Genomic DNA, 23,173 nt, shown 5'->3' on the forward strand with positions numbered 1-23,173 from the left:
ACCCCGGTGACGCGAACGGGGCCGTACCGCGCGGACGCGGTACGGCCCCGTCGGGGCGTTCGGGGGACCGGGGTCGCCGGTCTAGTAGATCGGCTTCTCGGGCTCGATCTGGTGGACCCAGCCGATGACGCCGCCACCGACGTGCACCGCGTCGGCGAAGCCCGCGGACTTCAGGACGGCGAGGACCTCCGCACTGCGGACACCCGTCTTGCAGTGCAGGACGATGCGCTTGTCCTGCGGGAGGTCCTGGAGGGCCGTGCCCATCAGGAATTCGCCCTTGGGGATCAGCTTCGCGCCGGGGATCGAGACGATCTCGTACTCGTTGATCTCACGGACGTCGATGATCTCGATCGGCTCGTCGTTGTCGATCCACTCCTTGAGCTGCTTGGGAGTGATCGTCGAACCCGCGGCGGCCTCCTGGGCCTCCTCCGACACGACGCCGCAGAAGGCCTCGTAGTCGATGAGTTCCTTGACGGTGGCGTTCGGACCGCAGACCGCGCAGTCGGGGTCCTTGCGGACCTTGACCTGGCGGTACTGCATCTCCAGGGCGTCGTAGATCATCAGGCGGCCGACGAGCGGGTCGCCCACGCCGGTGAGGACCTTGATGGCCTCCGTGACCTGGATCGACCCGATGGACGCGCAGAGCACGCCCAGCACGCCGCCCTCGGCGCAGCTCGGGACCATGCCCGGCGGCGGCGGCTCCGGGTACAGGCAGCGGTAGCAGGGGCCGTGCTCGGACCAGAAGACCGAGGCCTGGCCGTCGAAGCGGTAGATCGAACCCCACACGTACGGCTTGTTCAGCAGCACGCAGGCGTCGTTGACCAGGTATCGGGTGGCGAAGTTGTCCGTGCCGTCGACGATGAGGTCGTACTGGCTGAAGATCTCCATCACGTTCTCGGCTTCGAGCCGCTCTTCGTGAAGGACCACGTTGACGTAAGGGTTGATGCCCAGCACGCTGTCGCGCGCCGAAGCGGCCTTCGAGCGGCCGATGTCCGCCTGGCTGTGGATGATCTGGCGCTGCAGGTTCGACTCGTCGACCTCGTCGAACTCCACGATGCCCAGCGTGCCGACGCCGGCCGCGGCCAGGTACATGAGGGCGGGCGAGCCGAGGCCGCCGGCGCCCACCGCGAGCACCTTGGCGTTCTTCAGGCGCTTCTGCCCGTCCATCCCGACATCCGGGATGATCAGGTGACGGGAGTACCGACGGACCTCGTCAACGGTGAGCTCAGCAGCTGGCTCTACCAGGGGTGGCAGCGACACGGGGGCTCCAGGCGGGTCATCCCCGCGGTCACGGGGAGCATCAAGGGCTAGTTATGTCCCGTAACACTGCCACGCTCCACTTCATTCCGAGACACTCGTCCCGATCCGCGAGACGATTTCGTCCCAGTACCCGGGCATCGAGGCCCACGGGTCCCGGTCCCCGGCCCCCCGCCGGTCGGTCAGCCAGACCGTTCCGGCGCCCTGCCAGCGGGCGATCCGGACGGCCTCCTCCAGGTGGGTGCGGGGCACCCCGTGGACGAGGTGGCAGAACCGCTCCGGCGGGTGCTCGGCCGTCCACTCGGCCACCTGGGACCAGCGGTAGTCGGCCCAGGCCCCGGAGAAGGTGACCAGTTGGTCGGCGGCCTCCGCGTAGCCCGCGTACGGGTGGGTGCCGTGCCCGAGGACGATGAGCAGGTCCTCGCCGAGCCCGCGCAGGGTGTCCGTGACCCTGCGGACGAAGGCCAGTTCCGACCGGTCGGCGGGCACGTCGGCGAGGTAGAAGCCGGCCACCCCGTACCAGTCGCGGAACCGGTGCGCGTCGGCGATGAGCTCCGCCAAGGGCCGCGCGCCGTCCCGCACGGCGAGATGACCGAGGAGACGGGGACCCCCGGCGCCCGGGGCCCGCAGCTTCGCGGCCGCGTCACCGCAGTGCGGGTCCGGGCGCCCTCCCGGGCCCTCCGTCACGTTGAGGACCGCCCAGTGCAGGGGGGTCCCGGGCCGGGTCAGCTCCGCCCACTCGACGGGGGCCAGCAGGGGATGGGCGTAGCCCGGGGCGCCGAGGCCGAGGCGACCGGCCCCGGTCGCGGCGGCCGCCGGGCTTCCGGGCGGCGTGGTCAGATGCGGCACGCCGCCTCCATCCAGATGTCCGCCAGGGATTCCTCCAGGTTGATGCGCGGTCGCCAGCCGAGCCGGTCGCGGGCGGTGCGCACGTCGGCCTGCTGCCAGGCGCCGCAACCGTCCGGGTACGGGTAGGGCTGCGGGGCGGTCCCGGCGAGCTGCTCGGCGGTCGCCTCGGAGCGCGGCGAGCCGATGGCGGCGAGGCCCGGCGGCCGGCCGGGGTGCGCGTGCTGCGGGGGCAGGTCGAGTTCGTGCAGGGCTCCGCCGTAGCCGGCGACCCGGGCGAGGACGGCCGCGGCGTCGCGCAGCCGGACCGCGCGGCCGGTGCCGATGTTGACGACGCCCTGGGCGGCGGACAACGAGGCGGCGTGCACGGCCCGGGCGACGTCCCGGACGTCGACGAAGTCGCGCTGCACGCCGAGGCCGCTCAGCTTGAGCTCGCCGTCCCCGGACTGCATGGCCCGCCGCATGGCCTCGGCGAGCCTGCCGAGCGGGGAGCCCGCGGGCGTGCCGGGACCGACGGGCGAGAAGATCCGCAGGACCACGGCGTCCAGCCCGGATCCGAGGACGAGCTCGGTGGCGGCCAACTTGCTGACGCCGTACGGCCCGCCGGGTCTCGGCACGGCGTCCTCGGCCGTGGACGAACCGGGCTGGCTGGGCCCGTACTCGGCGGCGCAGCCGAGCTGGACGAGCCGGGCGCCGCAGCCGCTGCGGCGCAGCGACTCGCAGATGGTGGCGACGGCGACGGTGTTGTGCCGGGTGAGTTCCCGGGCACCTCCGCGGGTGGCGCCCGCGCAGTTGATGACGACACCCGGGTGGACGGCGTCGAGGAAGCGGGTGAGCGCGCCGGGGCTGCCCGTGGCGAGGTCGAAGCGGACGTCGGCGTCGTCCCCGCGGCCGAGGGCGGTGAGCTGGACGGCGGGGTCGGCGAGCAGCCGGTCCGCGACGTAGCGGCCGAGGTACCCGTTGGCTCCGATCAGCAGCACCCTCATCGCGCCGCCCCTTGGTTGTTTGGCTGGCCGGTCATCCTGTTGCTCCTTGGTGGTGGGATTCGGTAGGGGGTACGGCGCTCCGGCGTCGGCTCCGAAGCTCAGGGACGCGCGTGGGCCGAGGCCCGGGACAGCGCGAGGAAGGCGTGTACGAGGAGTCCCGCCGCGGCGGCGGTCACCACCGCCGGATCCGGGACCAGGGCGACGGCCAGTGCCACGGCCACGGGCGCGCGGTGGGCGCCGTGGCCGAGCAGCAGACGGGCCAGGAACAGCAGCACCGCGAGCGGCACCGCCGCCGCGAGCGGCGCTCCGATCACCGCGGCCGCCCCCGTGGCGGCCGCGGTGAACAGCAGGAGGGTCCCGGCGAGCAGGGGCCGCGCCCCGTCGGCGAAGTCCTCCAGGGCCCGGCTGGCGGCGATCCGGCGACGGGCGCCGGCCGCGAAGAGGAGCCCGGCCAGGTGTCCGGGGGCGACGGCGAGGGCGAGCGCGGCGCCTAGGGCGGGACCGTGCCGGTGCACGGACCAACCGATGGCTGCCGCGCCGATCAGGTGGGCGACCCAGGGGAACCGGCCACCGGTGGCGCGCCTGGGCAGGACCAGGGCCCCGGCGGTGACGAGCGTCGCGAGGAGGCCCGCCCACGGCGTCCCGGTGGCGGCCGCGCCCACCGCGACGGCGCCGGGCAGCAGGGAGTATCCGACGCCGCGCAGGGCGCGCCCGGACGAGGCCCGGGCGGCCGGCGCCGGCGCGGTCGGGGCGGGCCGGGCCTCGTCCCGGGGGGTTCGGGCGTACAGCTCCTCCGCGAGGGAGAAGACGTCGCGGTGGCGGAACCGGGCGGCGGTGCGGTCGGTGATGCCGTGCGCTTCGAGGCCGGCGGCGATCTCCAGCGGGTCGACGGCCCGCTCGCAGAGTTCCCGGTGGCGGTGCAGCAGCGACTTGACGGGGTCCCCGCCGGCGGTCCGCCGCCGGGGCGCCCCCGGGGTCGGGCCGTCGGGTCCCGCGAGGGGGCGGGGCGCGGCGGGGCCGGGGCCCGCGTCGGCCGTGGGCGTCGCGGCCGGTGCGGCCGGGGCCGCCGGTGCGCCGCCGGGACCGTGCGTGTCGCCCGTGAGGGGGCCGTGGTCGAGGGTGGTCACGCGGTGGCCTCCGTGATCCCGGAGGCGCCGCCGGTGGAACCGGGTGCCGCCCAGGTGGGGGTGGTCCAGTGGCCCGGGACCCGGGCTTCCGCGGGCTGCTCGAAGGGGATCTCCCCGTCGGGCCGGGCGGAGCCGCGGGCCAGGAGCCGCAGGTAGATGTCCTGGAAGGCGGTGACGTTCTGCTCGACGGTGAACAGTTCGAGTGCGCGGGCCCGGGCGGCCGAGCCGAGCCGCTGGGCCCGTTCGGGTTCGCCCAGCAGGGCGAGGCAGGCGTCGGCGAGGGCGCGGGGGTTGCGGGGCGGGACGACGAGCCCGGTGCCGCCGATGACCTCGCGGACGGCGCCGACGTCGGTGGAGACGGTGGCCCGGCCGCAGAACATGGCTTCGGCCAGGGTGATGGGAAAGCCCTCGATCACCGAGGACAGCACCACGATCCGCCCGGCTCCGTAGGCGTCGGCGGGGGTGGGCGCCTCGGGGCCGCCGACCTCCTCGAAGGTGACGGGGCTCTCCCCCACCGTGCGGGCGTCGGCGGCCTCGTCGGGGAAGAGCTGCGCGGCCAGCGAGCGGCAGTCGGCGAGGTAGCCGAGGGCGGCGGCGCCGGGCGCGACGGCCGTCGCGAAGATCCGCAGCCGGGCCCGCGGGGCGGCCCGGCGGACGTCGGCGAAGGCGTGCAGCAGGCCGATCAGGTCCTTGGCCGGGTCGATCCTGCCGGCCCACACCAGGGTGTCGGGGTCGCCGCACTCCGGCTCCTCGCCGACGGCGGCGAATCGGTCCGCCTCCATTCCCGGGTAGACGGTCCGCAGCCGGTCGCGGGGGGCTCCGCAGCGCTCCTGCCAGCGGCGGGCGTGGGCGTTGCCGGGGGTCAGCAGGTCGGCCCGGGCGTAGATCTCCCCGGCGAGCCGGGTGTGGAAGGCGGCGAGCAGGGCGCGGAGCGCGGGCCGGGTGTCGTCGGTTTCGGACAGGTAGTGGGAGCGCAGTTGCACCCCGTACTCGGTGACCAGCAGCGGAACCCCGAAGAAGCGTTTGGCCAGCAGACCGGGGAGCGCGGCGACCCCGCCGGCGGCTGCGTGGCACACGTCGACCGCGCCGAGGCCCTCCTCGCCGTCCTCGTACCAGTCGAGGGACAGCGGGCGCAGCGCCCGTTCCAGTTCGTCGACGAACTCCAGCAGGTCCGGTACCTGGGCCAGTTGGACGGCACGGGCGGCGCCGCCCGCCCGGCAGGCGGACTCGACCGTGCGCACGGCCGTCTCCGAGCGCAGGGCGGCGTACATCCCGCCCTGGTCGCGGGCGAGTTCGGCGAGGGCGTAGAGCCCGGCGGCGAAGGGCTCGCCCTGGCCGGCGCAGACGCCGCGGACCAGTTCCCCGAAGGCTTCGGTGAAGCGGCGCCGCTCGCGGCGGGAGTGGGTGCGGCCGTCGTCGGCGGGGGCCCACAGCGGGGCGGTCCGTACGCGGGTGACGTGGTCGGGGAGCCGGACGCGGCCGTGCTCCTCCTGACGGGCGCTGCGGCTCAGCGCGTAGAGCTCGAACTCGTGCTGCGGGAGACCGCGCACGAGCCGGTCGCACCACAGCCTCGCCTCTCCGGCCGCATACGGATAACCGCCTTCCGTGAGCAGTGCGATCCGCACGAGTGGCACCCCCGATCTCCCGTTCAGGGGGTCGCCGTCGGCCCGGCGACCCGCCGCGGAAGAACTCAAGCGGATATGCCGAAGGCGCGACGGACGGTTGTCCGTCGCGCCACCGGAAGGGGTGAAGAGTCGTAACTTTCCCGTACGGTTCGCGTTCGAGCACGCTAGGAAAGGGTGTCTCCCCGGCCTCCTCCGCACTCCCCCGCACGCGCCCCGAACGCCCCGGAGCGCCCCGGAGCGCTACTGGGCGACGGCCTCCTGACGCGCGGAGCGGCGACCGGCGGCCAGTGCCGGGTCGAGGGCCGGTACGGCGTCGAGCAGCCGGCGCGTGTACGGGTGGGCGGGTCGGTCGTAGACCCGGTCCACGGGTCCCTCCTCGACGATCAGGCCGTTGCGCATGACGGCGACCCGGTCGCTGACCTGTCGGACCACCGCCAGGTCGTGCGCGATGAAGACGAGCGCGATGCCCAGCTCCCGTTGGAGCTCCGCCAGCAGGGCCGTGACCTGCGCCTGGGTGGTGACGTCGAGGGCGGAGACCGGTTCGTCGCAGACGATCAGCCGGGGTCGGGGGGCGAGGGCGCGGGCGATGCCGACGCGTTGGCGCTGACCGCCGCTGAACTCGTGCGGGTAGCGGTCGTGGTGCCCCGCCTCCAATCCGACGCGGACGAGGAGTTCCCCGACCCGGGCGCGGATGGCGCCCTCGTCGCGCTCCCCGGCGGCGCGCAGCGGGTCGGCGATGGACTCCCCGACCGAGCGGCGCGGATTGAGGGAGGACACCGGGTCCTGGAAGACCATCTGGGCGCCGGACGCCACGCCCCTGATCCCGGTGCCGGCGTGCCGGACCTGCCCGGAGGTGGGGGCCAGCAGTCCGACGAGCATCCGTCCGAGGGTGCTCTTGCCGCTGCCGCTCTCCCCGACGATGCCCAGCGTCTCGCCTTCCCGCACGGCGAGGGACACGCCCCCGACGGCGGTGATCCGGCGCCCTCCCCGGCCGAACTCCCGGCTCAGCGCGAGGGCCTCGACGACGGGTGCGGCTTCGGCGGGGGCGGCCCGCAGCCGGGGTGGGCGGGGCGTGTCGAGCCGGGGCACGGCGGCCAGCAGGGTCCGGGTGTAGAGCGCTTCCGGCGCGGAGAGGACCTCGGCCACGGGACCCCGCTCGACGGCGGAGCCGTCCCGCATGACGAGCAGGTCGTCGACGCTCTCGGCGGCCACGCCCACGTCGTGGGTGACCAGCAGCAGGCCGAGTCCGTGTTCCTCGCGCAGTCCGTGCAGCAGGTCCAGGATCTGCGCCTGGACGGTGACGTCGAGCGCGGTGGTCGGTTCGTCGGCGATCAGCAGGCGCGGCTCGCAGGCCAGGGCCATCGCGATGAGGGCGCGTTGGCGCATGCCGCCGCTGAACTCGTGGGGTCGGGAGCGGGAGCGTCGCGGGGCGTCGGGGATGCCCACCCGGTCCAGGACCTCGACGGCCCGCTTCCGGGCGGCCCGTCGGGGGCCGCCCGCGTGGACCCGGTACACCTCGGCGATCTGGTCGCCGACGGCGTAGTACGGGTCCAGGGCGCCGAGCGGGTCCTGGAAGACCATCGCGGCGACCGAGCCGCGCAGTCGGCGCAGGTCGGCGGCGGACGCCGTGCCCACGTCGGTGCCGTCGACGCGGACGGTCCCGCCGAGGCGGGCGCCCGTGCCGCGGTGCAGCCCGAGCAGGGCGGCGGCCACCGTGGACTTGCCGCTGCCGGACTCGCCGACGATGCCGAGGGCGCGGCCGGGTTCCAGGGTGAAGGAGACGCCGTCGACGGCCCGTACGTGTTCGCCGGGCGCGCCGATCGGGAAGTCGACCGTGAGGCCGTCGACCTCCACCAGCAGTTCCGTCATGCGAGGGCCACCCTTCGGTCGGCGACGGCGTACAGCAGGTCGGCGACGGCGCCGGCGATGACGACCGCCGCTCCGATGGCGAGGACGACGCCCACGACCACGGGCAGGTCGACGACGCGCACGCCGTCGATCAGGGTCTTGCCGAGGCCGGGGATGCCGAAGAGGGATTCGGTGAGGACCGCGCCGCCGATCATGGTGCCGAAGTCCACGGCACTGAGGGCGATCACGGGGGCGACGGCGCCGCGCACGGCGTGCCGGGTGACGATGGCGCGCTCGCCCACCCCGTAGGCGCGGAAGGTGCGGATGTGGTCCTCCGCGAGTGTTTCGAGGGTCGAACTCCTGGTGATGCGGGCGTACTTGGCACTTTCGAACAGGCCGAGCGTGAGCCAGGGCAGCAGCAGGTTCCAGGCCCACTGCTCGGGATCCTCGCCCAGCGGGACGTAGGTCGGGAAGGGCAACCACCGGAGGTGGGCGCAGATCAACATGAGCAGCAGCAGGCCCAGGATGAAGACGGGCGTCCCGGTCCCGGCGAGGGTCAGGACGGTCAGGGCCCGCTCGGTGGGGCCGCCGCGGCGCAGCGCGGAGAGCAGTCCGGTGCCGACGCCGATGACGAGCCAGATGACGAGCGCGCCGACGGCGAGCGACAGGGTGGCGGGCAGCCGTTCCAGGATCAGCTCGGTGACCTGCCGGTCGTTCTGGTACGAGAAGCCGAGGCAGGGGGCGTCGCAGTGCAGCACCAGCCCGGCGCCGCCGGAGTGGTCCCGGCCGACGAGGATTCCCTGGAGGAAGCGCAGGTACTGCACGGTCACGGAGTCGTTCAGGCCGAGTTGCTCGCGGACCTGGGCGATCTGCTGCGGGCTGCAGCGTTCGCCGCAGGCGAGGCGGGCGGGGTCGCCGGGGGCGACGTAGAAGAGGGCGTGGACGACGACGGACAGGACGAGCAGGACGAGGAGGGCGCCCCCGACCCGTTTGAGCACGAAGCCGGTCATGCCGTGCGTTCCTTCCTGGTGCCGACCCGCAGGCGCGAGCCCTCGCGCGGGTCGAGGGCCGTGCGGACGGCGTCGCCGAGGACGGTGAAGGCCAGCACGGTGACGAAGAGCAGCCCGGCGGGGAGCAGGACGTAGGCGGGGTCGGCGCGGAACCAGGTCTGCGCGCCGGACAGCATCTGCCCCCACGAGGGGGTGGGCGGCTTGACCCCGACCCCGAGGAAGGAGAGCGAGGCCTCGGCCACCATGGCGCCGGGAACCTTGATCGCCGCGAGGGTGACGACGGGTGCGGCCAGTGCGGGCAGCAGTTCGCGGCGGGCGATCCGCAGGGTGCCGTTCCCGGAGAGCCGGGCGGATTCGACGAAGTCGAGGCCGGTCAGGGCGAGGGTCCGGGCGCGGACCATGCGGGCGGTGCCACCCCAGTCGAAGAGCCCGATGAGCAGGATCAGTAGCAGTTCTCGGGGGAAGTCGGGCGGGACGACGGCGGTGAGGGCAATGCCGATGACCAGCATGGGCAGGGCGATCATCACGTCGGTGAAGCGGCCGATGACCTGGGCGACGAAGCGGTTGCCGAGGGCCGCGGCGAGTCCGACGCCCACGCCGACGGCGATCTGTACGACGGTGGCGCCGAGGGCGACGAGCAGGGAGACCCGCGCCCCGTACAGGAGGCGGGTGAAGAGGTCGCGGCCGGTGCCCGGTTCGACGCCGAGCCAGTGGTCGGCGGAGACGCCGCCGAAGGAGCCGAGGGGGACGCCGCCGCGTGCGGAGTCGACGAGGTCGTCGTGGTAGGCGTTCGGATCCTGACCGGTGAGCTGGGCGAACAGTGGTGCGGCGAGGGCGAGCAGGACGAGCAGTGCCAGGACCGTGGCGGCCGCGATCGCGGAGGGGCGACGCAGCATCCGGCGCAGGACCTGGCGCGCGGCGCCCGCCGCCGGGGGGACGCCCCCGGCGGCGGTGACCGGCTTTTCGATCAGGACGCTCACTTGACGGCGACCTGCGAGATGTCGAGGACGCCGGTCCAGTCGCTGATGACGACGTTCTTGACGTCCTTGCCGACGAGGCGCTTGTAGACCGGGTGGAAGAGCGGCACGTCGAGGGCCTGCTCGCCGATCTTCTTGTCGAGGGCGCCCCAGCGCTTGCCCGCGGCGGCGAGGTCGGTGAGCTTGGCGATCTCGTCGATCTCGGCGTTCACGGCCGGGTCGTCGAGCTGGGCGTGGTTGTAGTTGGAGCCGTTCGTGACGATCTGCCGCCCGTCGAAGATCGGGGCGAGGAAGGGGGCGCCGGAGGGCCAGTCGGCGCCCCAGCGGGAGAGGAAGAAGCCGGGCGTGTTCTTGACGTCCCAACGCCTCTCGTTGAAGGCGTTGTTCTCCAGGCCCTCCAGCTTGACGGTGATGCCGGCGGCGGCGAGGGCCTGCTGGACGGCGGTGGCCACCTCGGGGCTGGTCTGCCGGTTCTGCGCGGTGGAGTGGGTCAGGGTGATGGTGAGGCCGTCGGGGTGGCCGGCCTCCTTGAGGAGCTCCTTGGCCTTCTCCGGGTTGCCCGTCCTCCCCGCCGGGAAGTGGTCGTAGGCGGTGAAGCCGAAGGCCTCGCGTTCGGGCAGGAAGGTGGTGGCGGGCTCGGCGAGGGCGGAGCCGCCGGCCGCGTTGATGACGCTGGTGCGGTTGATGGCGTAGGAGATGGCCTGGCGGACCTTCGGGTTGTCGAAGGGGGCGACCTTCGGGTTGAAGGCCAGGTAGTTGATGTAGCCGAAGTGACCGGTTCCGACGCGGGACGCCAGTTCCTTGTTGTCGCCGATCTGGGCGAGTTCGGCGGGGCCCAGGTTCGTGTCCGTGGTGACGGCTGCGGCGTCGGGGCCGGAGCCGGTGGTCAGCCGCTGGTTGATGACCGCGGCGTCGAGCCCGGAGCGGACGTCGATCCGGTCGGGGTAGGCCTTGCGCTCCTCGTCGGTCTTCTCGTCCCAGTGCTCGTTGCGCTCCAGGGTGAGGTGTTCGCCGTCGCCGTCGTTCTTGACGACCTTGTACGGGCCGGAGGAGACCGGGTGCTCCTCGTACTTGACGCCGGTGTCCTTGACCTTGGGCACGGGGGCGAACTGGGTCTGGGTGGCGAGGAAGGGGAACTCGCCCTCGGGCTTGCGGAGTTTGAAGACGATGGTCCTGGCGTCCGGCACCACGATGGAGTCGAGGCCCTTGCCGCCGTCCTTGTAGGGGCCCTGGTAGCTTTCGCCGCCGACCAACCAGTCCCTCAAGTAGGGTGCGCCGCCGGAGAGTTCGGCGGCGAAGGAGCGCTCGATGCCGTACTTGATGTCGGCGGTGGTGATCGGGGAGCCGTCCTCGTACTTCAGCCCTTCCTTGAGGGTGTAAGTCCATTCGGTGGCGTCGGCGTTGGGCTTGCCGAGGTCGGTGGCGAGGTCGGGGACGACCTTCGCGCCGGCCGGGCCGTCCTCGCGGTTGCGGGTGGTCAGCGTGCGGAAGACCAGCGAGGGAACGTTTCCGCCGCCCGAGGTGTAGAGCCGCGCGGGGTCGAAGTCGCTCTGCGGCTCGTTGTTGAGGACGGTCAGGGTGCCGCCCTTCTGCGGCGCGGCCCCGGCGGCTCCCGGCTTGCCTTCGGCGGCGGCCTTGCCCGCGGCGTCCTCGGGCCCGCACGCCGCGGCTCCCCCGGCCAGTACGAGGCTGACGGCGACCGCGGCCACGCGGCGCGCTCTGTGGGACTGACGGACCGGACCGACGGAATGCATGGGAAAAGGACCTCTCGGCGTGGAATGGGATGCGGAAAAGGCCACGCGAGGGGCAGCTGTCGCCGGTCGGCGAACGGAAATGGACCGTCGGAAAGGAGCAGCCGCGCCCGCGGGCAGGAAATGCCCGGGCGCGGCGACGCAGTCGGTGAGGAGGTCGCGGCGCTCAGGCAGGCGTCAGCGACAGGAGATGTCGGCCACGCTGTGCGCGGCCACACCGAGGAGCGCCAGCTCGATGGCGGCGCTCGCGGAGAGGGTGTGGCGGTGCGACATGCGGAGAACAATGACCGATGAGCGGACACCCTGTCAACGAAAGGACCGGTACCGCTCCGGAATCTCCGATCAACTCCCGGGGAAGGCCCAGGGATTGGGCTTGCATTGAATATTGTCGATGTTGAGGGATTTCGTCTGCTGCTGCATGATCGGCGCGAGCGCGCCCGGCGTCCGGCAACTCACGTGCCCGTGTCCGAGCCGGTGCCCGACCTCGTGGTTGATGAGCATCTGACGGTAGGCCAGCATCTGGTCGGGACCGAAGGTCGTGGAGCCCTGGGCCCAACGGAACGCGTTGATCATCACGCGTTCGGTGGAGGCGGAGTCGCAGGAGACGTTGTCGACGGTGGTGTCCAGCGAGGACTTGGCGCACCATTCGCCGGTCGTCCCGGGGCTGGCCAGGGTGATCACGAACAGCACGTCGCCGGCCGGCACCCGCTCGAACGTCATCTGCCCGCCGTGGGACCAGCTGCGCGGGTCGTTGAGGGTGCGCTGCACGGCGTCCGCGAAGAGCTGCTGGTCCATGCCGAGCCCCTGCTCGACGTCGACCCGGTAGCGCACCACCTTGCCCTTGCCGGGCGCCTTCTCCACGCCCGCCACGGTGTCGAAGGTGCCGGGTCCCTTCAGTCGGGGGTCGATCGGGAGCTGGAGCGCCATCCGTTGCTCGTACGTCAGCGGTTGCTCCGGCGCGGGTGCCGCCACGACCGGCGGGGAGTCGGGGGTGGGCCGTCCCTCGGACCGGTCCGTCCGGCCGCTCATGGCACGTTCGACGCCGTCGTCCCCGGCGGCGCGCGTCCCGCCGATGGAATCGTCGTCGAGCGCGACCTGACCCGCGACGACGACGGCCAGGACGGTGGTGACGGCCGCGGCGGCCATCCCGGTGTACGTACGGAACTTCGTTCCGCGCCCGGATCCGGTGCGCTCGCCGGTGGCGGCGGGCTCGGCCTCCCGCGGCCCGGGCACCAGGGGCGCCGCCCCGAACGGGTCGGGGGCGGGACGCCCGGAGACGAAGGGGTCGTCCGCGAAGGGGTCCTCCGCGAACGGATCGGTGACGAACGGACGGGGCGCGACCGACACGGGCGCTCCGGCGGCGGTCCGCAGCGCGGAGACCGACGCGGGGGTCCGGGGGGTGCCGCGCCGGTCGCCGTGGACGGCGGGCTCCGCGGGCGGGTGCGCACCCCGGGCCCCACCGGGTTCGTACGAGTCGGGCCGGCCGCCGGGTCGCGCGCCGGGGCCTGCCGGCGGGACGTACCCCTGGTGGATGACGGTGGGCTCGGGCGCCCGGCGCGGGCCGCGGGGCTCCCCGTGGGGGGCGGGGCGCGTCGGGGGGAAGTCGGTGGCCGCGGACGCCCCGTGGGGCGCCGGCTCGTACAGGGCGCCGGAGAGGGCTCCGTACGGATCCCCGTACGGGTCCCCGTGGTGTCGCTGCTCCGGCCGCGGCGGGCCGTCCGCCGGAGCGGGGGCGGCAGGAGCAGGGCCCTTGCGACTATGTCGTCCCACGGTCCTCAGCCCTTGCCGTCTTCGGTGTCCCGGTCGGTGTCGTGCAACAGCTCCCGGAAGGCGGCGGCGACCACCTCCGGGTACTCCATCATCGCCACGTGCCCGGCCTCCGGCATGCACAGCAGCCGCGAGCCCCTGAAGGCGGCGGCGGCCTTGCGCGCCATCCGGTACGAGACCAGTTGGTCCCGGCCACCGTAGACCAACAGGGTCGGTGCGAGCACCCGTTGGGCCTGACGCCACAGCCCGTGCTGTCCGCCGAGGGTGTAGGCGTCGACGATCCCGCGTGACGAGCGGGCCAGGGCGTCCCAGAAGTACGGCAGGGCCATCCGCCGTTCCATCTCCTCGACGGCCCACCCGAACCCCTCGGGCGTCACCCGTGCGGGGTCCCCGTAGCAGAGCGCCGTCACTCCCCGGGTGCGCTGTTCGGCCGTCAGCCCACTGGTGAGGCGGGTGCACAGGGTGGCCATGCCGGGCAGCGCCAGCAGGGCGGTGGGGACGGCCGATCTCTGCACGCGCAGTTCCGGCAGCGCCGGCGACACCAGCGTCAGCGTGCGCACCAGATCGGGGCGGACCGCCGCGATCCGGGTGGAGACGGCGCCACCGAGGGAGTTCCCGAACAAGTGGACGGGCCCGCGCCCGGCGGCGTCGAGGTGACGGATGACGGCCCGGGCGTGCGCGGTGACGGAGTAGTCCCGGTCGGCGGGCGGCGGGGACCAGCCGAAGCCGGGCAGATCGACGGCCTCGGCGTCCACGACGCCGGCCAGCTGCTCCATGAGCGCGGACCAGTTCTGGGAGGAACCGCCGAGTCCGTGCACGAAGAGCGCGGGCGGCAGACCCTCCCGTACGGGTGGCCGGAAACGTACGTTCAGCTCCAGGCCCGGCAGCGTGACGGTGCGCAGCTGCTCCCCCTCGGCCACCCGTACCGCCCCCACCTGGGGGTTCGGCTCGACGGTGGACCGCACACCCGGCAGCTCGGTCGAAGACATGGGGCAATGTTACGAGAGGATCACGCCCACCCCTCGGACTTCCCTTGTGTTCGCGGTCACAGGACCACCTGGCGGAGGATCCCCGATCCTCCTAGGCTCATAGGGAGGAGCGAAGGCGAGGGGAGCGCGATGACAGCCGACCCTGCGGAACCGGACACCTTCCGGGGGAGGATTCCGGAGATCACCGACCCCGAGGCGCCCGAGGCGGACGTCGCGGAGCAACGGGCCGAAATCCAACAGCAGGAGGACGACCCGCTGTCCGGCCTGGAGCCGGGCGAGGCACCCGAGGCGGACGCCGCGGAGCAGGCCCGCGTCGTCCCGCTCGACGAGGAGGACTACCGCTGAGGGGCACCGTCGGCCCATTCACGGCCCGCGCCCGCCGCTGACCAGCGTGTCCGGCCGGTCCGTACCGCGAGAAAACTCGGCTTGAACCCACCAGATCGGGTTACCGAAAAGTACGATGGCGGCGCGGCGCAGAGCGCACTGTGTACTGAAAGAAAGTGGGAGGCGGCGTGACAGCCATCGAGCAGACCGAGGCAGCGCGTCCGCGGGGCACGCGACTGCCGCGTCGCGCCCGGCGCAACCAGCTCCTGGGCGCGGCCCAGGAGGTCTTCGTCGCACAGGGTTACCACGCCGCCGCGATGGACGACATCGCGGAGCGCGCCGGAGTCAGCAAGCCGGTGCTCTACCAGCACTTCCCCGGCAAGCTCGACCTGTACCTGGCACTGCTGGACCAGCACTGCGAGGCCCTGCTGGTCGCGGTGCGCACGGCGCTGGAGTCGACCACCGACAACAAGCTGCGCGTGGCCGCCACGATGGACGCCTACTTCGCGTACGTCGAGGACGAGGGCGGCGCCTTCCGGTTGGTCTTCGAATCGGACCTGACGAACGAGCCCGCGGTGCGCGAGCGCGTCGACCGGGTCTCGCTCCAGTGCGCCGAGGCGATCTCCGACGTCATCGCCGAGGACACGGGGCTGTCGAAGGACGAGTCGATGCTGCTCGCCGTGGGCCTGGGCGGGGTGTCCCAGGTCGTGGCCCGGTACTGGCTGTCCAGCGCGAGCCCCGTCGCCCGGGACACCGCCGTGGACCTGCTGACGTCGCTGGCCTGGCGCGGCATCGCCGGTTTCCCGCTGCACGGCACGGACGCCTGACCGGCACCTGTTCGCTGCGAGCGTGTCCGCCGCGAGCCGATCGTGTCCCCTCTCCGGGCTAATGTGGACCGGGTACGGCGCGGCTGATCGCGCGAACCGGACCGTCGGAGGGACAAAGCCGTGGAGGTCAAGATCGGCGTGCAGCACGCACCCCGGGAGATCGTGCTGGAGAGCGACCTGAGCGCCGAGGAGCTGGAGAGCATCGTCTCCGCCGCGCTGTCGGGCACGGCGCCGCTGCTCAGCCTCACCGACATCAAGGGCCGCAAGGTCCTGGTGCCGTCGGACCGCCTGTCGTACATCGACCTGGGCGAGCCGAGCGTGCGCAAGGTCGGCTTCGGAGCGCTCTGAGGCACCGAGAACTGAGAGGAACGGCCCGGCGGTTGACTCCGCCGGGCCGTTTCCCTTTGTTCCGCTTCGGGTAGGACCGCAGTGACCGCCTGCCCCCGACCGCATGGGAGTGACCAGATGCTGCTGTTGGAGGCGCTCGGCTCCGGTCTGTTGGGTCTCGCCTTGGCCGGCGCGGCCGTGCGGGTTTTCGCCCGACGGCTGCCGTCTCCCGGAATCGTGCTGGTCAGCGGTGCGGCGGGGGCCCTCTTCGGGGCGTACCTCACGCACACCGCGCTGGGTCCCGGGCACAACACCCTGGCCTACACGTTCCTTGGTGCCGCCCTGGTGTCGACCGTCGTGCTGTCCCTGCTGCTGCGGCCGGACCCGCATGCGGGGAGGACGCCCCGCAGGGCTCCGTTTTCGCTCCCTTCGCGGGGCTGACCCCTCGGGGGACGGGGCTCCGGAACCTCCGGGTGGATCGCCGGGCGGGCCCTGAGGTGCCGGATCGGCGTCCACCGCCCCGCGGGCGGGGGTCCCGGGGCACGGAACCCGGAAAACGGAACGGGGGCCCTGCGGACAGGACCCCCGAACGTGGTGGACGCGCGAGCGGTCAGGCCGCGAGGCCCAATGCCGCCATCCGCTTCGTGTGGGCCTTGGTGATCCGGGTGAACATCTCGCCGACGGCCGCCAGGTCGAAGCCCGCCGCCATTCCGTCGACGCCGCCGACCAGCATCGTGGAGAGCGCGTCGCGCTCGGCGACCACCCGCTGGGCCTGCGAGAGCGCCTCGCCCATCAGGCGACGCGCCCACAGGGCGAGCCGGCCGCCGCAGCGCGGGTCGGCCTCGATCGCGGCACGGACCTTCTCGACGGCGAAGCCGCCGTGGCCGGTGTCGTCGAGGACGCCCACGACGAGGGCGCGGGTGTCGGTGTCCAGGTGGGTGGCGACCTCGCGGTAGAAGTCGCTGGCGATCGAGTCGCCGACGTACGCCTTGACCAGGCCCTCCAGCCAGTCCGACGGGGCGGTCTGCCGGTGGAAGTCGTCGACGCCCTTCGCGAAGGGCTCCATCGCGGCCGTCGGCTCGACGTCGATGGCCGCCAGCCGCTCGCGCAGCCGCTCGAAGTGGTGGAACTCGGCCGAGGCCATCTTCGCGAGTTCGGCCTTGTCATCGAGGGTGGGTGCGAGCTTCGCGTCCTCCGCGAGCCGCTCGAAAGCCGCGAGCTCTCCGTACGCCAGCGCGCCGAGGAGGTCCACGACGGCGGCCCGGTACTGGGGCGACGCCGAGGCGGTCGCCCAGTCCTGGGCGGCGATTCCGTGCGCCTCGGCGGGGGCGCTGTCGTCGGCGGGAGATGCGTTTTCTACGGTCGACATGCTCCGCACAATAGCCGCCCGAAAGGCCGCACAAGTCACCACACCTGCACACTGTCGGTCCGTGTAAACGCGCCTACCCGGTGAATTCACCCGACACAGCTGCGCGATTCCGGGGTACAGTGGTAATGCGCCTGCCGAATACTCGGCGGGCCGTCCGAATGAGGATGCCCGGTCGGTGGCCCGATCGGCTCCAACCCGACCGCCCTCGGTGTGGTGCGTACGTCCATGCGTACAGCCTCCGCACGAGGGGCCCCCTCAGCGGCAGAAGCGCTTGAGCGAAGGCTAGTGGTCCCGCGCAGCTTCGTACGTGGCAGTACTGCAAGCACGGCACGGTACGACCCCCCTCGCCGCCTCGCGCCGCGTCTCACAGAAGAGGCAGCACCCTGACTACGTTCCGAGACCTCGGGATCTATCCCGAGACGGCCGAGGCCCTTGAGGCCGTCGGCATCGTGTCCCCCTTCCCGATCCAGGAGATGACCCTCCCCGTCGCCCTTTCCGGCACGGACGTCATCGGCCAGGCGAAGACCGGCACCGGCAAGACGCTGGGCTTCGGCCTCCCCCTGCTGGAGCGCGTCACCGTTCCCGCCGACGTCGAGGCCGGCCGCGCCCGCCCCGACCAGCTGACGGACGCCCCGCAGGCCCTCGTGGTGGTTCCCACCCGCGAGCTGTGCACCCAGGTCACCAACGACCTCCTCACCGCGGGCAAGGTCCGCAACGTCCGCGTCCTCGCCATATACGGCGGCCGCGCGTACGAGCCGCAGGTCGAGGCGCTCAAGAAGGGCGTCGACATCATCGTCGGCACCCCGGGCCGCCTGCTCGACCTGGCCGGCCAGAAGAAGCTCGACCTCTCGCACGTCCGCGCGCTCGTCCTGGACGAGGCCGACGAGATGCTCGACCTGGGCTTCCTGCCCGACGTCGAGCGCATCATGAGCTACCTGCCGCCGAAGCGACAGACGATGCTGTTCTCGGCGACCATGCCGGGCGCCGTCATCAGCCTGGCCCGTCGCTACATGACGCAGCCGACGCACATCCGCGCCGTCTCCGAGGACGGTGAGGGCGCGACCGTCGCCAACACCACGCAGCACGTCTTCCGTGCGCACAACATGGACAAGCCGGAGCTCGTCTCCCGCATCCTCCAGGCCGAGGGCCGTGGCCTGGCCATGATCTTCTGCCGCACCAAGCGCACGGCGGCCGACATCGCCGAGCAGCTGGAGAAGCGCGGCTTCGCCTCGGGCGCCGTCCACGGCGACCTGGGCCAGGGCGCCCGCGAGCAGGCGCTGCGCGCCTTCCGCAACGGCAAGGTCGACGTGCTGGTCTGCACCGACGTCGCCGCCCGTGGCATCGATGTCGAGGGCGTGACCCACGTCATCAACTACCAGACGCCGGAGGACGAGAAGACCTTCCTGCACCGGGTGGGCCGCACCGGCCGCGCGGGCAAGAAGGGCATCGCCGTCACCCTGGTCGACTGGGACGACATCCCGCGCTGGCAGCTGATCAACAAGGCGCTGGAGCTGGACTTCCACGACCCGGTCGAGACGTACTCCACGTCGCCGCACCTGTACGAGGAGATGAACATCCCGGCCGGCACCAAGGGCATCCTGCCCCGCGCCGAGCGCACCCGGGCCGGCCTGGGGGCCGAGAACCTCGAAGACCTCGGCGAGACCGGTGGGCGCGGTGGCCGTGGTGGCCGCGGCCCCGCCGCTGCCGCCGTGGTGACCGAGGAGCGTCCCGCACGCACCCGTACGCCGCGTCAGCGCCGCCGCACCCGCGGTGGTTCGGACCTCGGCACCGAGACCGTGGACGCGCCGGTGACCCCGGCCCCCGAGGCGGCCCCGGCCGCTCCGGGCGTCGAGGAGCCGCGCAGGCCGCGCCGCCGCCGGACCCGGGTGTCCGCCACGGCCGCCGCCGCGGCGGTGGCCGAGGCCGCCGTCGTCGAGGTGCCGGTCGCCGTCGTCGAGGCACCGGCCGCGGCCGAGGCTCCGGCCGTCTCCGACGAGGCCCCGGTCAAGGCGCGTCGCACCCGGACCCGCAAGGCCGTGGCGCCCGTCGCCGAGGCCGTCGCCGAGGCAGCCGTCATCCCGGCCCCGGCCGAGGAAGCCCCGGTCGCCCCGCGTCGGACCAGGGCCCGCAAGGTCGCGGCGCCCGCCGCCGAGGCAGCCCTCGTCGCGGCTCCGGCCGTGGAGGAGGCTCCGGTCGCCCCGCGCCGTCCCCGCGTCCGCAGGGTCGTGGCGCCCGCCGTCGACGAGCCCGACTTCCAGATGGCCCCGATGGTGGAGCCGCCGGTCAAGACCCGCCGGACCCGGCCCCGCAAGGCGGTCGAGGCGGCTCCGGTCGTCGAGGTCGCCGCGCCGGCCGAGGAGGCGCCCGCGAAGCCGAAGCGCACGCGGGCCCGCAAGGCGGCCCCGGCCGCGGAGGTCGCCGCTCCGACGGCAGCCTCCGCCGAGGAGGCTCCGGCCAAGCCGAAGCGCACCCGCGCCCGCAAGGTCGCGGAGACCGCCCCCGAGGCGTAGGGCCCACGCCCGCACACCGGCCCCGGTCCCCTTTCGCAGGGGACCGGGGCCGTTCTCGTACCCGGGGGCTACGGGCCGGTAGCCTCGGGCCATGAGCAAGCCGCCGCGCCTCACCCTGCCGTCCGTAGCCCGCGCGTACCGCCTCACCACCGCCCGCGGCGCCTTCGCCGTGCACGAGGCCGGGCGGCCCGTGCGGGGCACCGCGCTGCTCGTTCCCGGGTACACGGGCAGCAAGGAGGACTTCGTCGGCCTGCTGGAGCCGCTGGCCGCGGCCGGGTACCGGGTCGTCGCCGTCGACGGGCGCGGCCAGTACGAGACGCCGGGGCCCCGCGACGAGGCGGCGTACGGGCTGGAGGAGCTGGCCCGCGACGTCCTGGCCCAGGCCGCCGTGCTGGGTGGCGGGCCGCTGCACCTGGTCGGTCACTCCCTCGGCGGCCTCATCGCCCGCGCGGCCGTCCTGCGCGACGCCGCGCCCTTCGCCTCGCTCACCCTGATGAGCAGCGGGCCGGGCGCGATCACCGAGGTCCAGCAGGCCCGTACGAAGCTGCTGGTCGCCGGTCTGGAGGCGTTGCGGGACGACATGCCGGCGCTGTGGGCGGCGATGCGGGCCCAGGACCCCGAGGACACCCTTCCCGACGGTCCCGCGATGACGGAGTTCCTGCGGGAGCGCTGGCTGGCGACCGTGCCCGAGCAGCTGATCACGACCGGCCGGGTGCTGATCGGCGAGCCGGACCGGGTGGCGGAGCTGGCGGAGCTGGCACTGCCCAAGCTCGTTCTGTCCGGAAAGGTCGACTACGCCTGGCCCGTCCCGTTGCTGGATGAGATGGCCGTTCGCTTGAGTGCGGCGCGAGTGATCGTCGAGGATGCCGAACACTCCCCCAATGCGGAGAATCCGCAGGTCACGGCGGGTGCGCTGGCCTCGTTCTGGGAGCTCGCCCTCCAGAGGTAGTTAGCGAGGGAAAAAATTTCCTTAGCGTAGGGAATGTTTGCGGCTTACACTTCGTTAACCCTGTGCAAGGAGAAACACCGACGAAGGGAGAAGCCCATGCGCTTCGAGATTCTGCGCCTGAACGACGTCGACGGATCCGCCGTGGACAGCACCGTCGTGGACGCGGCCTCCGTCAACCGGATCGTGCAGCACGCGGCCTCAGTGGGCCAGCGCATCCTGATCCGACCGGCCGGACCGGCGTCCTCCTGAACCTCGCGCAACGCCCCCGCACCGAAATCCGGTGCGGGGGCGTTCGTGTGTCCGGGACGCCGGTGCGTCCCGGCCCGCGCGTCAGGCTCCGCGTACGACCTGGAGCACGCCGTTGATGATCTGCTGGACGGCGATGGCGGAGAGCATCATGCCCGCGAGCCGGGTCACGAGCACCACGCCGCCGTCCTTGATGACCCGGATGATCACCAGCGAGTAGCGCATGGTCAGCCACAGCACCACGTGCATGGCGATGATCGCGCACCACACCGAGACCTGCCCGGTCACCCCGTCGGCCTTCTGCACGGCCAGGATGACGGACACGATCGCGCCGGGACCCGCCAGCAGCGGCATGCCCAGCGGGACGAGGGCGACGTTCACGTCCTTGGTCTGCTTGGGCTCATCGGTCTTGCCGGTGAGCAGGTCGAGCGCGATCAGCAGGAGCAGCAGGCCACCCGCGATCATCAGCGCGGGGACGGAGACGTGCAGGTAGTCCAGGATCTGCTGACCGCAGATCCCGAAGACGGCGATGACGCCGAAGGCGACGCAGACGGCCTGCCAGGCCATGCGGCGCTGCACCTTGGCGGGACGCCCGGAGGTCAGCGCGAGGAAGATCGGCGTGATTCCCGGGGGGTCCATAATCACGAAAAGCGTGAGAAAGAGGGATCCGAAGACGGCGAAGTCGAGCACAGTGATGCCTTGCAGGTGAGGGGTGTGAAGAAAAGGGGAGGAAGGACGCGCGGCGCTTACGCGCGCGGGGCTCCGCCGGCGCCGGGCACGGGGAAGGCGCCGGTCGCCCGGCGCGTGATCTCGCCGTAGATCTCGGGGTCGGTCGTGTACTCGCCGAGCCGGCAGGTCTTGCGGCTGCCGTGGTAGTCGCTGGAGCCGGTCGTCAACAGGCCCAGGTCGGCGGCCAGGGCGCGCATCCGGGCGCGGGTGTCGGCGTCGTGGTCCATGTGGTCCACCTCGATGCCGTCCAGGCCGGCGGCCGCCATGGCGGCGATCTGCGCCTCGGACACGCAGTGGCCGCGCTTGACGGCGGCGGGATGCGCGAGGACGGTGACCCCGCCGGCGGCCTTGACCAGGCGGATCGCGTCGAACGGGTCGAACTCGTGCTTCTCCGCGTAGGCGCGGCCGCCGTTGGCGAGCCACTGCTCGGTGAACGCGTCGGAGACCGTCGGGACGACGCCCAGCTCGACCAGGGCGGTGGCGATGTGCGGGCGGCCGACCGAGCCGTCGCCGGCGATGCGCGCCACCTGTTCCCAGGTGATGTCCACGCCGAGTTCCCGCAGCTTGCCGATCATGGCCTGGGCGCGGGGGGTGCGGTCGTCGCGGACGAGCTCCCGCTCCCGGAAGAGCTCGGGCTCCCGCGGGTCGAAGAGGTACGCCAGCATGTGCAGGTTCACGCCGTCGAGCCGGCACGACAGCTCGGCCCCCGTGACCAGGGTCAGACCGTCGGGAAGGACGGCCGTCGCCTCCGCGTACCCGGCGACCGTGTCGTGGTCGGTCAGCGCGACCACGTCGAGACCTGCGGCGGCGGCGTTGCGCACCAGCTCGGCGGGGGTGTCCGTGCCGTCGGAGGCGGTGGAGTGGGCGTGCAGGTCGATGCGCACAGCCGAACTCCAGGGCTCGCGGGGACGGGGGGACACTCCAGGATAACCGCGTCGACCCCGTGCCCCTTACCCTGCCGGACGCCCGGTGGCAAGCCCCTCCAGCGACGGATCAGGGGTCACGGGGAGAACGGGCGGCCCGGGACGGGCGGTCAGGGGCCGGCGGGGTCAGGGGCTCAGGATGCGGGGGCTCAGGGCGCCGCAGGGCAGGAGCTCCACCTCGGAGCCCGCGTCGCGCAGGTCGGTGAGGACCAGTTCGTCGTACATGAGGAGGCCGGACTGCTCCGGCCAGACGATGGCCCACAACCACATCCCCCGCGCCTCGCCCGCGAAGACCGCGCGGTCGTCGGGCACGCCCTTGAGGTGCCACAGCGGCGCCGGCCGCCCCGCCGCGACGACCTTCGCGTCCGGCGGGCCCGAAACGTCGATGTGCGGGCCGGGGTCCGGCCCGTCGATGCCCGCGAAACGCGCGCCGAGGCCTACGCCGAGTTCCTCCGCGACCAGCAGCAGCTCCCCGAGGCCGCCCAGCGGCCCGGGGCCCGAGCAGGCGACGGCGGTGGCACGGCCGCCGCTGCGGTCGTCGCCCGCGGTGGCGACCCCGGTGAAGAGCCACCCCACCGGAAGGGGCCACGGCATCCACACCGGCACCCGCGCCCGGTGGACGACCACGCCGAGTCCCTCGACGCTGGGCGGGATGACGGGCTGCAGCGGGTGGACGGCGCCGTGCGCGGCGCACTGCCAGGAGTCGGCGAAAAGACCGGGCGCGCGCACCCGGCCACCGCACTTCGGGCAACTCGGTTCGCCCCTCATAAGAAGCACGCTCCTCCC

24 protein-coding genes are annotated in these 23,173 nt (G+C 73.1%); 8 read left to right on the forward strand and 16 right to left on the reverse strand.

Annotation, left to right across the window (positions count from 1 at the left end):
- Positions 1-81: 81 nt before the first annotated feature.
- Complete coding sequence (gene moeZ / locus ACZ58N_RS04955) at positions 82-1,245, reverse strand: adenylyltransferase/sulfurtransferase MoeZ (protein ID WP_471156553.1); 1,164 nt, start codon at positions 1,243-1,245, stop codon at positions 82-84.
- Here moeZ and ACZ58N_RS04960 point away from each other — a divergent pair.
- A complete protein-coding gene (locus ACZ58N_RS04960; protein WP_471156610.1) occupies positions 1,189-1,311 on the forward strand; it encodes a hypothetical protein in 123 nt (40 codons plus the stop codon). The genes moeZ and ACZ58N_RS04960 overlap by 57 nt on opposite strands.
- Positions 1,312-1,341: 30 nt before the next feature.
- Here ACZ58N_RS04960 and ACZ58N_RS04965 read toward each other — a convergent pair whose 3' ends face one another.
- The 11 genes from ACZ58N_RS04965 to ACZ58N_RS05015 form a co-directional block, all read right to left on the reverse strand.
- On the reverse strand, positions 1,342-2,106 hold the full coding sequence (locus ACZ58N_RS04965; protein ID WP_471155698.1) for a spherulation-specific family 4 protein: 765 nt from the start codon (positions 2,104-2,106) through the stop codon (positions 1,342-1,344).
- On the reverse strand, positions 2,094-3,089 hold the full coding sequence (locus ACZ58N_RS04970; RefSeq protein ID WP_471155699.1) for an NAD-dependent epimerase/dehydratase: 996 nt from the start codon (positions 3,087-3,089) through the stop codon (positions 2,094-2,096). Before ACZ58N_RS04970 ends, ACZ58N_RS04965 begins: the two co-directional genes overlap by 13 nt.
- A 98-nt stretch (positions 3,090-3,187) precedes the next feature.
- The gene (locus ACZ58N_RS04975; RefSeq protein ID WP_471155701.1) at positions 3,188-4,216 is read right to left on the reverse strand and encodes a hypothetical protein; all 1,029 of its coding nucleotides are present in this window, start codon (positions 4,214-4,216) and stop codon (positions 3,188-3,190) included.
- Positions 4,213-5,841: a DUF3492 domain-containing protein gene (locus ACZ58N_RS04980; protein WP_471155703.1), complete on the reverse strand. Its 1,629-nt coding sequence runs from the start codon at positions 5,839-5,841 to the stop codon at positions 4,213-4,215. Before ACZ58N_RS04980 ends, ACZ58N_RS04975 begins: the two co-directional genes overlap by 4 nt.
- Positions 5,842-6,081: 240 nt before the next feature.
- A complete protein-coding gene (locus ACZ58N_RS04985) occupies positions 6,082-7,710 on the reverse strand; it encodes a dipeptide ABC transporter ATP-binding protein (protein ID WP_471155706.1) in 1,629 nt (542 codons plus the stop codon).
- Positions 7,707-8,699, reverse strand: a complete 993-nt coding sequence (locus tag ACZ58N_RS04990; protein ID WP_471155708.1) for an ABC transporter permease — start codon at positions 8,697-8,699, stop codon at positions 7,707-7,709. Before ACZ58N_RS04990 ends, ACZ58N_RS04985 begins: the two co-directional genes overlap by 4 nt.
- Complete coding sequence (locus ACZ58N_RS04995) at positions 8,696-9,595, reverse strand: ABC transporter permease (protein WP_471156555.1); 900 nt, start codon at positions 9,593-9,595, stop codon at positions 8,696-8,698. Before ACZ58N_RS04995 ends, ACZ58N_RS04990 begins: the two co-directional genes overlap by 4 nt.
- Before the next feature lie 80 nt (positions 9,596-9,675).
- Entirely contained in the window at positions 9,676-11,430 is a 1,755-nt protein-coding gene (locus ACZ58N_RS05000) for an ABC transporter substrate-binding protein (protein WP_471155710.1), read from the reverse strand.
- 174 nt (positions 11,431-11,604) lie between these two features.
- Complete coding sequence (locus tag ACZ58N_RS05005) at positions 11,605-11,700, reverse strand: Ms4533A family Cys-rich leader peptide (RefSeq protein ID WP_471155713.1); 96 nt, start codon at positions 11,698-11,700, stop codon at positions 11,605-11,607.
- Positions 11,701-11,769: 69 nt separating this feature from the next.
- Positions 11,770-13,197, reverse strand: a complete 1,428-nt coding sequence (locus ACZ58N_RS05010; RefSeq protein ID WP_471155715.1) for a DUF3152 domain-containing protein — start codon at positions 13,195-13,197, stop codon at positions 11,770-11,772.
- Between the two features lie 5 nt (positions 13,198-13,202).
- Entirely contained in the window at positions 13,203-14,183 is a 981-nt protein-coding gene (locus tag ACZ58N_RS05015; protein WP_471155716.1) for an alpha/beta fold hydrolase, read from the reverse strand.
- A gap of 129 nt (positions 14,184-14,312) precedes the next feature.
- Between ACZ58N_RS05015 and ACZ58N_RS05020 the strand changes: the two genes are divergently transcribed.
- The 4 genes from ACZ58N_RS05020 to ACZ58N_RS05035 all read left to right on the forward strand — a co-directional run bounded on the left by ACZ58N_RS05020 (position 14,313) and on the right by ACZ58N_RS05035 (position 16,102).
- Positions 14,313-14,528 (forward strand): hypothetical protein, encoded by a 216-nt coding sequence (locus ACZ58N_RS05020; protein ID WP_471155718.1) that lies wholly within the window; start codon positions 14,313-14,315, stop codon positions 14,526-14,528.
- Positions 14,529-14,695: 167 nt separating this feature from the next.
- The gene (locus ACZ58N_RS05025; RefSeq protein WP_388888944.1) at positions 14,696-15,334 is read left to right on the forward strand and encodes a TetR/AcrR family transcriptional regulator; all 639 of its coding nucleotides are present in this window, start codon (positions 14,696-14,698) and stop codon (positions 15,332-15,334) included.
- Between the two features lie 120 nt (positions 15,335-15,454).
- The gene (locus ACZ58N_RS05030; RefSeq protein ID WP_281209304.1) at positions 15,455-15,682 is read left to right on the forward strand and encodes a DUF3107 domain-containing protein; all 228 of its coding nucleotides are present in this window, start codon (positions 15,455-15,457) and stop codon (positions 15,680-15,682) included.
- Positions 15,683-15,799: 117 nt separating this feature from the next.
- On the forward strand, positions 15,800-16,102 hold the full coding sequence (locus tag ACZ58N_RS05035) for a hypothetical protein (RefSeq protein ID WP_471155721.1): 303 nt from the start codon (positions 15,800-15,802) through the stop codon (positions 16,100-16,102).
- Positions 16,103-16,271: 169 nt separating this feature from the next.
- Here the strand turns inward: ACZ58N_RS05035 and ACZ58N_RS05040 are convergent, their stop codons facing one another.
- Positions 16,272-17,030 (reverse strand): ferritin-like fold-containing protein, encoded by a 759-nt coding sequence (locus ACZ58N_RS05040; protein WP_281209306.1) that lies wholly within the window; start codon positions 17,028-17,030, stop codon positions 16,272-16,274.
- Between the two features lie 449 nt (positions 17,031-17,479).
- On the opposite strand from ACZ58N_RS05040, the gene ACZ58N_RS05045 reads away from it, so the two are divergent.
- The 3 genes from ACZ58N_RS05045 to ACZ58N_RS05055 all read left to right on the forward strand — a co-directional run bounded on the left by ACZ58N_RS05045 (position 17,480) and on the right by ACZ58N_RS05055 (position 20,738).
- Positions 17,480-19,540 carry a DEAD/DEAH box helicase gene (locus ACZ58N_RS05045; RefSeq protein ID WP_471155725.1) on the forward strand — a complete coding sequence of 687 codons (2,061 nt, stop codon included), beginning with the start codon at positions 17,480-17,482 and terminating at the stop codon, positions 19,538-19,540.
- Positions 19,541-19,631: 91 nt separating this feature from the next.
- Complete coding sequence (locus ACZ58N_RS05050; RefSeq protein WP_471155727.1) at positions 19,632-20,489, forward strand: alpha/beta fold hydrolase; 858 nt, start codon at positions 19,632-19,634, stop codon at positions 20,487-20,489.
- Positions 20,490-20,585: 96 nt separating this feature from the next.
- Positions 20,586-20,738: a hypothetical protein gene (locus ACZ58N_RS05055; protein ID WP_471155729.1), complete on the forward strand. Its 153-nt coding sequence runs from the start codon at positions 20,586-20,588 to the stop codon at positions 20,736-20,738.
- 81 nt (positions 20,739-20,819) lie between these two features.
- On the opposite strand, the gene ACZ58N_RS05060 is transcribed toward ACZ58N_RS05055, so the two are convergent.
- The 3 genes from ACZ58N_RS05060 to ACZ58N_RS05070 form a co-directional block, all read right to left on the reverse strand.
- Positions 20,820-21,425: a MarC family protein gene (locus ACZ58N_RS05060; protein WP_471155732.1), complete on the reverse strand. Its 606-nt coding sequence runs from the start codon at positions 21,423-21,425 to the stop codon at positions 20,820-20,822.
- Positions 21,426-21,481: 56 nt separating this feature from the next.
- Complete coding sequence (locus tag ACZ58N_RS05065) at positions 21,482-22,348, reverse strand: PHP domain-containing protein (RefSeq protein WP_471155735.1); 867 nt, start codon at positions 22,346-22,348, stop codon at positions 21,482-21,484.
- 165 nt (positions 22,349-22,513) lie between these two features.
- Complete coding sequence (locus tag ACZ58N_RS05070) at positions 22,514-23,155, reverse strand: DUF6758 family protein (protein WP_471155737.1); 642 nt, start codon at positions 23,153-23,155, stop codon at positions 22,514-22,516.
- Positions 23,156-23,173 lie beyond the last annotated feature (18 nt).

It is taken from the genome of Streptomyces sp. NPDC040432, from assembly GCF_055595445.1.